The organism is Novacetimonas maltaceti, assembly GCF_002906255.1.
In the GTDB taxonomy this organism is placed as follows: domain Bacteria; phylum Pseudomonadota; class Alphaproteobacteria; order Acetobacterales; family Acetobacteraceae; genus Novacetimonas; species Novacetimonas maltaceti.
The window spans coordinates 1-9159 of sequence record NZ_POTC01000075.1 but is presented as its reverse complement, the minus strand read 5'-3'; the positions used below and the strand labels follow the sequence as shown (position 1 = coordinate 9159).

General features: G+C 56.6%; 9 protein-coding genes and 2 pseudogenes. 5 read left to right on the top strand and 6 right to left on the bottom strand.

What is annotated here, in order from left to right:
* A partial coding sequence (locus KMAL_RS15225) for a nucleotidyl transferase AbiEii/AbiGii toxin family protein (RefSeq protein ID WP_146044239.1) occupies positions 1-739 on the top strand: 739 nt, incomplete at its 5' end.
* The gene (locus tag KMAL_RS17000; protein ID WP_146044238.1) at positions 708-1496 is read left to right on the top strand and encodes a hypothetical protein; all 789 of its coding nucleotides are present in this window, start codon (positions 708-710) and stop codon (positions 1494-1496) included. The genes KMAL_RS15225 and KMAL_RS17000, both read left to right, overlap by 32 nt.
* 9 nt (positions 1497-1505) lie before the next feature.
* On the opposite strand, the pseudogene KMAL_RS15215 reads toward KMAL_RS17000, so the two are convergent.
* Positions 1506-2255 (bottom strand): annotated as a pseudogene (locus KMAL_RS15215) (IS5 family transposase).
* A gap of 113 nt (positions 2256-2368) precedes the next feature.
* The gene (locus KMAL_RS17950) at positions 2369-2773 is read right to left on the bottom strand and encodes a transposase (protein ID WP_082084931.1); all 405 of its coding nucleotides are present in this window, start codon (positions 2771-2773) and stop codon (positions 2369-2371) included.
* Here KMAL_RS17950 and KMAL_RS15205 point away from each other — a divergent pair.
* Positions 2679-2987: pseudogene (locus KMAL_RS15205) on the top strand (DUF1348 family protein); the annotation flags it as partial. The gene KMAL_RS17950 and the pseudogene KMAL_RS15205 sit on opposite strands and share 95 nt — an antisense overlap.
* A 48-nt stretch (positions 2988-3035) precedes the next feature.
* Here the strand turns inward: KMAL_RS15205 and KMAL_RS15200 are convergent.
* Complete coding sequence (locus KMAL_RS15200) at positions 3036-3794, bottom strand: SDR family oxidoreductase (RefSeq protein WP_110096371.1); 759 nt, start codon at positions 3792-3794, stop codon at positions 3036-3038.
* 141 nt (positions 3795-3935) lie between these two features.
* On the opposite strand from KMAL_RS15200, the gene KMAL_RS15195 reads away from it, so the two are divergent.
* Positions 3936-4850, top strand: a complete 915-nt coding sequence (locus KMAL_RS15195) for a helix-turn-helix domain-containing protein (protein ID WP_087609040.1) — start codon at positions 3936-3938, stop codon at positions 4848-4850.
* Positions 4851-5056: 206 nt separating this feature from the next.
* Here the strand turns inward: KMAL_RS15195 and KMAL_RS15190 are convergent, their stop codons facing one another.
* Both KMAL_RS15190 and KMAL_RS15185 read right to left on the bottom strand, forming a co-directional pair.
* Positions 5057-6139: an AbrB family transcriptional regulator gene (locus tag KMAL_RS15190; RefSeq protein ID WP_048851911.1), complete on the bottom strand. Its 1083-nt coding sequence runs from the start codon at positions 6137-6139 to the stop codon at positions 5057-5059.
* Between the two features lie 9 nt (positions 6140-6148).
* Positions 6149-6718 carry a hydrolase gene (locus tag KMAL_RS15185; RefSeq protein ID WP_087609073.1) on the bottom strand — a complete coding sequence of 190 codons (570 nt, stop codon included), beginning with the start codon at positions 6716-6718 and terminating at the stop codon, positions 6149-6151.
* A gap of 116 nt (positions 6719-6834) precedes the next feature.
* Here KMAL_RS15185 and KMAL_RS15180 point away from each other — a divergent pair, with 116 nt between their 5' ends.
* Positions 6835-7464, top strand: coding sequence for a TetR/AcrR family transcriptional regulator (locus tag KMAL_RS15180; protein ID WP_087609039.1), 630 nt, complete (start codon positions 6835-6837; stop codon positions 7462-7464).
* A gap of 135 nt (positions 7465-7599) precedes the next feature.
* Here the strand turns inward: KMAL_RS15180 and KMAL_RS15175 are convergent, their stop codons facing one another.
* The gene (locus KMAL_RS15175) at positions 7600-8493 is read right to left on the bottom strand and encodes an alpha/beta fold hydrolase (protein ID WP_087609038.1); all 894 of its coding nucleotides are present in this window, start codon (positions 8491-8493) and stop codon (positions 7600-7602) included.
* Positions 8494-9159 lie beyond the last annotated feature (666 nt).

Here is a 9159-nt window from a genome sequence, read left to right as displayed (position 1 = left end):
CAAGAGTGCGGCCCGGAAGATTCTGGGCACGCTGAAGGACATCATCAGTAAAATCGCGATGGACCTCGGTTTTCCCGAACCCGTCATTTCCGCCAAAAACGAAAACCACTATATCCGTGCCGAACTGCGCTATGCGGGCAGCATGGCCGAAGACGTCGATCTGCGCCCGCACCTTCTCGTCGAACTGACATACGCGCCTGCGGCACTCCCGACCGTCGACAGATCGGTGCGGTCTTTCGTCAGCGAAGCAACGGGTGCCGAACCGGAAATACAGCAGATCACCTGCATTTCCGTGGATGAGACCGCAGCCGAAAAATTCGTGGCCCTGACCCGTCGGACAGCAGGTTATCTGGAAGGACGGAAAACAGACGCTTATGACCGCTTCCTGATCAGGCACGTCTACGACCTGCATTGCATCCTGCCCCATCTCGATCTGCCTCGTGTCTCGACACTTGCCAGACAGATCATGGTCAGTGACGCAGAGCAGTTTAAGAAATGGTTCCCTGCGTATGGCGCAGACCCAGAGGCAGGCACCGAACAGGCGTTAGCTTATCTTATGACGAATTCAGAATGTCGTGATTCCTTCGATCGGTTTCAGGCATCCATGGTTTACGGCGAACATTTCATCTACGACACGGCAATGGCGTCAGTAAAGAGCCTGTATGCCGCCATTAAAGAAACCGAAAATCATGTAGATAAAAAAAACGATGTCGAACCAAATAAAAAACGACCGAAATAAAGACAACGGCGATAAAGATTATCACTTTTCCAAAGGAAAAACCGGCAGGATCGTCCGTTGGCTGCTCCGCATTGGTAAGCGGCCCGAAACCGTTGATGAAACTGTCACCGCACCCGCCGTCCTCACACTCATGTCATTCCTCTGGGCTGACAAACATCCGGATTGCGGCCAGCTTCCGATATGGGTCTATGTCGCCTCCGTAGCTGCTGCCGGAACCTGGTACGGTCTCGTCAGAGGAGGTCCTGAATTTATCAGGCCCTTCTTCAGGGGTATCTTGACTGGCGGACTGACCACGATGACGCTCTACCTTTGTCTGCCACATATTGCGCAGCCTCAGGAATGGTCTTCCATATCAGGCAACATGATCATAATTGGCATGGATCTGTTTTTCTTTGCCCATGCGCTTTCGGCTATCGCGCGCGAGTTCTTATTAACGACAGAAAATCAGTGGGAACAAGGACGTATACGACGCCAAGAAATATTTGCCGGAGGCATTAATTTTAATGCATGGTCCAACACATATTCCTCATTCTCTCGATTTATGAGGTACCTTGGCTCTCAATTCTATTTATTCTTGCGCTTACTGACAACATCAAAATCTTTGGAGGGGTTTCCTCCTTTGCTATGCGCTTTTATTCTCTTTTTGCGCTCAGCTCTTTGCGGCTCTGTGGTCGGATATTTTTCGACTAAAATATCCGGGATACATTTTTGGCACATGCTCTCCAGTCTCACGCATTTATTGTCTCCACGTATCTAGGCTCAGGACTCATAGCCAGAACAAGACGGTTGCGGCGAGGCAGACTGCCGAGAAGAAGACGGTCGGGCATCTGTCATAGCGTGTTGCGACCCGTCTCCAGTCCTTGAGCCTGCCGAACATGATCTCGATACGGTGGCGTCTTTTGTATTTCCGTTTGTCGTATTTGACCGGTTTTGCACGAGATTTTCGACCAGGAATACAGGGTTTGATCCCTTTCTCCTCCAGGGCCTCTCTGAACCAGTCAGCGTCATAGCCCCGGTCTGCCAGCATCCATTCGGCTGGTGGCAGACTGTCCAGAAGGGCAGCGGCACCAGTATAATCACTGATCTGACCTGCTGTCACCGAGCGGACGTCCGTTCCGGTCGGTGACAGCATGCAGCTTCGTATTCATCCCGCCTTTGGTCCGCCCGATCAAACGGCCTGAGCCCCCTTTTTTAACCGCAGGCTCGAAGCCGTGCGATGTGCCTTGAGATAGGTCGCATCAATCATGATTGTCTGAGACTCTGCCTTGCCAGTAGCCAGTCCCTCCATCATGCGGATGAATACCCCCATAGCGCTCCAGCGCTTCCAGCGGTTGTAGAGCGTCTTGTGTGGACCGTATTCCCGGGGCGCATCACGCCAGCGCAGACCATTTCTGTTCACGAAAATGATCCCGCTCAACACACGACGATCATCAACGCGAGGTTTGCCATGGCTCTTCGGGAAAAAGGGCCGCAGACGATCCATCTGCTCCTCCGTCAACCAATACAGGTCACTCATCTTCAGTCTCCTCACAGAGGCTGAATCAGATTTCCGCAATCATATCAATGGGTCCTGAGCCTACCAAGCATGCTTTTGACGCGGAATTCAGATGAAGGTTGACGAAATACCTTCTACGGCGTGTCGTCAGTCAAGAAGGATAATGATTGAAGCGAAGCGGTTGCCCGCTGCATCGTTCTATTGCGTTTTGGCGGTATGACCGGGGTAATCCCGCGCTCTGTCGATCGGTCGATCAACCTGTCTGCATCATGCGCCCTGTCGACAAGGAAGGCATCTGGGTCCATGTTTTCCAGCATCGGTTCCGCCCGGTTGGTATCCGCATTCTTTCCCGATGTGATGTCAATCTCCACCGGGTTACTCAGGGCATCGCAAATGGCATGGATCTTTGTAGTCAATCCGCCCCAGGATCGTCCGATGGCCTGACGCGATGAGATCGTGGCCTTCCTGACACGCAAATGGAACGTAGAGCACGAATACCGCCTGATCAAGAAACTCTGGGGTTTCCGCAATAACCGCATGGCTGTCCGTTTTGCCTATGAATGGCATGATGATGCGGGTCGATGGTTCCGGTCTTACGGCAATGAACTGTGGGAATTCGATACCGCCGGGCTTATGCGCCGCCGGGTCGCATCGATCAATGACCTGCCGATAGAGGCCGGAGACCGACTGTTCCATTGGCCTGCGGGAAGACGCCCCGACGATCATCCGGGGCTGTCCGACCTTGAACTTTAATGTCCTGAAGAAATTGCTCCCGCCGAAGTTCTTTCATGATTCTGATCCTTACCATCCCTGTTCGGTGGGCAGAACGAACAGTTCTGCGACATCCATGCGGGATGGTGCGTTCAGGGCAAACAGGATTGTATCAGCGATGTCCTCGCCATCCAGATAGGTCATGGACGCCGCCAGGTCATCCATCTGCCTGCGGTAAGTGGCATCCGTAATCTGCTCGTACAGTTCCGACTTCAAGGCACCCGGTTGGATGCAGGTGACGCGGATATTGTGCTTTGGCCCGATCTCCATCCTGAGTCCATCGGAAAATGCCGCGACGGCGGCCTTGGTGGCGCAATAGACGGCTAGGCCGGTAAAGACTTTCCGGCCCGCAATCGAGGACATGTTGAAGATATGGCCCGAATGCTGTGCGATCATCTGTGGAAGAACCGCCGCCGTTGCATTGAGGACACCGGACACGTTTACGTCCACCATACGCTGCCATTCGTCCACTTTCAGGCTGTCAATGTTGGACAGGGGCATCAGGCCCGCATTGTTGACCAACACGTCAATCCTGCCGAACTGGGTGATAAGCGCATCTGCTGCAGCCTTGCATGACGTCAGATCCGTAACGTCGGTTGGAAGGGCAACGGCTTTGCCGCCTGCCCCGGTGATTTCCGTCGCCAGCGCGTCCAGACGGTCCTTGCGCCGTGCTGCCAGACCGACAATCGCCCCCTCTGTTGCAAGTTTGCGTGCTGTTGCAGCGCCTATCCCGCTGGAGGCTCCGGTAACAAGGGCGACCTTACCTCTGATACTCATGATAATCTTCACCTATTCCGTTTAAAAAAGAACGAGAAAACAGGTAAAGACCAAGGCAGATGGTTTCTGTCGTCCTCTTGCTAAAACCATTGTGATTTTGCGTTTTTGTGAGTTGGGCTGGACAATTCACGGCACGCCTGAAAGGGAAACCGGATGCCTTACCCGCATCGTTCTTCGCTGCATGCCGCCTGTTATGCCCTCGAGGACCGTATTCCGGGCCGGAAGATCGGGCAAAGCCAAGGAGGGGCATGGAAAGAGGCCGAGGCACAGATATTCCGCCGGCCGCAACACGAGGATGAAGTGCTGGTCCCGGCCGTGGCCGAGCCCTTGCTGGTCTGGATCATCTCGGGAGAAGCGCAGATCGAGGAACGAGAACTGACCGGTGAATGGACGAAAAGTGAGGTCGGATCCGGATCATTCTTCCTGACACAGACCAATGCGCCTTACCTCATGCGCTGGCAGGCCGATCCGGACCGTCCGTTTGAAGTCCTGCATCTTTATCTGGGCCTTACTCTGGTCAACCGGGCTGCCCAATCGTTGGGGCTTAATTCGTCCCGGCTCTCCATGCGCGACATTTCCGGTGTTCAGGATGCATTCATCTCTGGCGTCATGACAGGTCTGACAGCCGAGATCCAGACACCTCATTCGGCCAGTTCGCTATTTGTGAATGGACTTCTGGAAAGTCTGACCGTCCATCTTCTGCGTCATTATGCCCAGACACAGCCTTCGCCCACACCCAGACCCGCACAACTGCCAGCGTGGAAGCTGCGCAAGGCGCTGGATCATATGGAGGCCCATCTCGCCGAACCGTTCGATCTCGATTTTCTGGCCGGGTTGTGCGGGATGAGCCGGTTTCATTTCAGCCGGTCATTTCACAACACCATGGGGCAAAGCCCGTCACGCTGGTTTATCCGACGGCGTGTGGAACATGCGAAAAACCTTCTATCGCAGACCAACAGGTCCATCATCGAGATTGCCCTGACCAGCGGCTATGAGAGTGCGAGCCATTTTGCACAGATGTTTCACAGGGAAACCGGCATCAGCCCACGCGACTACAGGAAGCTATGACATCATCGGAATGGATATGACTGTCAAACGGGGATGCAGCGAAAGAAGATGCCGCGCGCCAGACAAGCGGGGTAAATGACTACACCCTGATGGCCAAATCGCTGCTCCCGCCATCAACCAAAATTGTCGTCACGCCTCAGCGCGAGCGGGTTTGCAAGAGCGGGATCTGTCGCATTGGTCTTCAGCAAGCCCCTCCTCCTTTTCGCCTATTTCCCGTGTATTTCTTGCGACACATCGCGCTGTCCTTTTCCCGACGATCTGCGGGACAGAAAACGCGCCAAAGCTGGCCCGGTGACCAGAACACAGAAAAACCGGGCGACCTGCATGGCAATGACGAAAGGCATGTCCACTTTTGTGGTCGAGGCGATAATGGAGACGGAATCAGCTCCACCAGGGCTGGTTGCAAGATAAGCCGTCAGCAGATCCACATGCGCCAGCCGGGCAAGTATCAATGCAAAGCCGCCACACACCGCAATCAGCGCGAGGATGGAACCCAGCACGCGTGGAAAGACACGTCCGGCATAAGCCAGCACGTCTGGCGTAAACCGCATGCCGATGCCCCACCCGACCAGGACATAGGCCGCGACCAGCAGAAAATGCGGCTGTTCGATCGGCAGATGAGCACCAAGCCTCGCGGCCATCCCGATCCCCATGGGCACAAGCAGTCCCCCGGCCGGCACGCGCAGACGGGTTCCCACGGCGCTCCCTGCCAGTGCGATCACCAGCGCCAGTAAAGCCCCCTGCCATGAGAGGGTCTGTGCCACGACCAGCGGGGCGGACGGCGTTCCGGCTACGCGCGCAACAACAGCCGCAATGACGGCGCAGCAGGCCACGCGCAGATATTGCATGAAGGCGACGAGCCGCATATCCGCCCCGTATGATTCCGCCATCAGGGTCATGACCGTGGCCGCACCGGGTGATGAACCCCAGATCGCGGTATTGCCGGGTAGCAGGCGCGAGCGTGTCAGCAGCCAGCCGAGAAGGGCTGCCGCAGACAGGGTAGAAAACGTACCGGCAACAAAGACCGGCCAGCTGGCTGCCATTTCGTGAAAGATCGAGGCTGAAAGATAGCTGGCGATCATGACCCCGACCACGCCCTGTGCGCCGAGAAAGGCCCAGCGGGGAATACGGACCGCACTACCCCGTGTGGCCAGTACGACCGCCGCCCCCAGTGGTCCCAGCAGCGGCGCGGCCGGCAGGCGTAAGACGGCCAGAAGCATACCGAAAACCAGCGAAAGCAGCGCCAGTAAGCCCCATCGCCCGGTCAGCAGCCACGCTGATGGCCCCACCCTCACCGCTTAACCGCCAAACACGATTGTATCGGAAGGCAGCACGCGTGCAATCCGCGGGAGGATCGAGCGGACGGAAACATCATGAAGGTCTGCTGACAGGCTAGTGCAGAGATCTTCGGCGATGACAATATGGTAGCCAAGTTCCCAGCCGTGCCGTGCGGTGGATTCAACCCCGAAATTCGTAGCAATACCGCCCAGCACGACCGTCCGGATGCCCCGCCTGCGGAATTGCAGGTCAAGTTCCGTGCCGGTAAATGCCCCCCACTGATGTTTGGTGATGACGATATCGCCGGGTGCTGCCAGCCCATCGGCCAGGTGCGCCCAGTCCGTTGGCAGGCCGCCTTCCGGCGGGCTTAAGGGCTGGTCGGCCAGACCCGGTGGCGCGTCGGCAAAGTCAGGTGCAAACGCGACCCGAACCAGTACGACCGTAGCACCTTCATCCCGGAAGCGAGCAGCAAGCGATTTACCGCTCTCCAGCACCTGCGACGATGGCCGCGGGGCGGTTGGCAGGGCAAGTATGCCATTCTGCAGGTCAATGAGGACAAGGGCTGTGGTTCGCGGGTCAAATCTGTTCACGGATCGGCGCCTTCCGGGATCTGGATACATGGTCGGGTCAAACATCGACCGGCAATGGAAAATCGGTTATGCGAGGACTGTCTCGCATAAAAGAAAGTTGAGGGTACCCTCGCATTATGTCAAGCCCGCCCCGTTCATCACCACTCGCGCCCAAGCGGCAGCGCGGACGCGACCGCGTTGAAGCGATCCTTACGGCCGCGACAACGGTCTTTGGCGAGAAATCTTACGAGGCGGCGACAATGACCGAGATCGCTGCCCGCGCCAGCACGGCAATCGGTTCGCTCTACCGTTTTTTCCCGACCAAGGACGTGCTGGCCGCCGCAGTGCTCGAACGCTACGGCGCGCGGCTCCTGCATGCCCTGGATGAGTTGGTCGACCGCGATCCGCCGCTGTCGCCACGTGATGCAGCAGAAGGACTGCTGGACATCATCCAGCGTCTGCGGACGGAACGCTCAGTCGTCCTTTCCCTGCTCGACAGCGGGATTACCCTGCCAGATGGGACAGGAACGCTCCGCAAGGCGCTGATCGGGCGCATGAGCCAGTTATTGTCACGGCTGGGTGGTTCTCCGGGTCCACATGACGAACGGGCCGTGATGCTGCTGCATCTGGTCAAGGCGATCTTTGCCCTGCCACAGGATCTTTCGGTCCCCCGCCCGGCCCAGGACAAGGAAGCCATTACGATGCTGCGGCTCTATCTGGAACATGCGGTCGCCTCCCGCTCATCCGGGTCAGAGGTCGCTCCGTAACCTCTGAATCCGCACACAGCCGATCGATATCTTCAGCGATCGCGTCATCTGGATTGAACGGGTCTGCTTTTCAAAGCATAACTGACTATAATGCGGTGAAAATCGAGCTTTGACTCTCCAACTGTTTCGCGAAGGTCAGAGAAACGCATCAAGCCGATGCAGCAGTTCTGCCGGTGCTTCTTCCTGCGGACTATGACCACAGTCGATCGCGTATCCCCGCACGTCCACGGCTTTTTCGCGCCATGTCTCGACAACGTCATATAGCGCGCCCACGGTGCCACGTGCACCCCACAGAGCCAGTAATGGGACCTCAATCCGCCTGTCTGCATCAGTCGCATCATGGACCAGATCGATGCCTGCTGCAGCGCGGTAGTCTTCGCATGCTGCATGACGCATTGCCGGGTCGGCGTAGCATCGACGATATTCGGCCATGACACGCGGATCGACCGATCCTGGTATCTTGATCTGTCCTGCAATGTGGCTTTCGAGAAAAAAGTCCGGATCCCCGCTGATCAGCCTTTCAGGCAAGGGGGCGGGCTGGATCAGAAAAAACCACCAGAAATAGCGTCGGGCGAATTCCATATTGGTCCGGGCATACATCGTTGCTGTCGGTGCGATATCGATCAGCACCAGTTTTTCCACCGACTGCGGCGCATCCAGCGCCATGCGGTGCGCCACCCGTCCGCCCCGGTCATGCCCGACAACCATGAACCGTTCAAATCCAAGCTGGTGCATGACGCCAACCTGATCAGCCGCCATGGCCCGCTTGGAATAGTTGGCGTGATCCGCCCCACCTTCAGGCTTGGCGCTATCGCCATATCCCCGCAGATCTGGGGCCACGATGGTAAATCGTTTCGCCAGTGCGGGCGCAACCTTGTGCCAGGTCAGATGCATCTGCGGATGACCATGCAGCATGAGCAGCGGCGGTCCGTTTCCGCCGGTAGCCGTGCGGATCCGCACGCCATTCACCTCGATATCCCGCCAGCTAAAGCCCGGCAATAAATCGGGGAATTTCCTGATTGCGGTCATGCTTTCACCTGCATTCGTCCAGTGGCACACAGCAAAAAAGCAGAATATCAGGAAACCAGTATTTCCCCTGATGAAGACCTGTTGATTATCTCCCTGCCGCGACTCACAACGGCGTCACTGGGTAGATCAGTTGGGATATCCGAGAGGGTCGATTCGCAGAGCCTGCGGAAATAGACAGGGCTATGTCACGCGTGATCACAGACGTCAGCCCCCAGTGTAACCACAACATCCAGATGAGGACTTTGGCGGGCGTAGCCCACGCCACGACATTATCCCGAGAGACCGTAAAACGTACATCGACGGAGCCAGCATCTCAGCGCGCTACCCGACCAAGTGAAAGTTCTGAACACCTGTTCCAGCCTACATTCCCGCCAGAGTCCTCATGGAGTTTCTTTCAGAGGCAAAAACTGAGGACTCTGGCGGGAACATGCGACGCGCAAGGTTAATTTCTGAGATATGCCAGAAATCTGGAGCCGAAACAGATCGCAAAACGGCCCTCGAAGTGAGGACTCTAGCGGGGTTTTGTGCGCCAAAAACAGGTGGAGGGATCGAAGAACCCTTGATTGATGTGCTTGGCCGGTAATTTCTGGGTTTTGGCGATTTGATTGACGGTTTTTGCGATGGCGTCCAGTCTGCGTTTTGAGCAGATTGGGAGTTGTCTCTCGC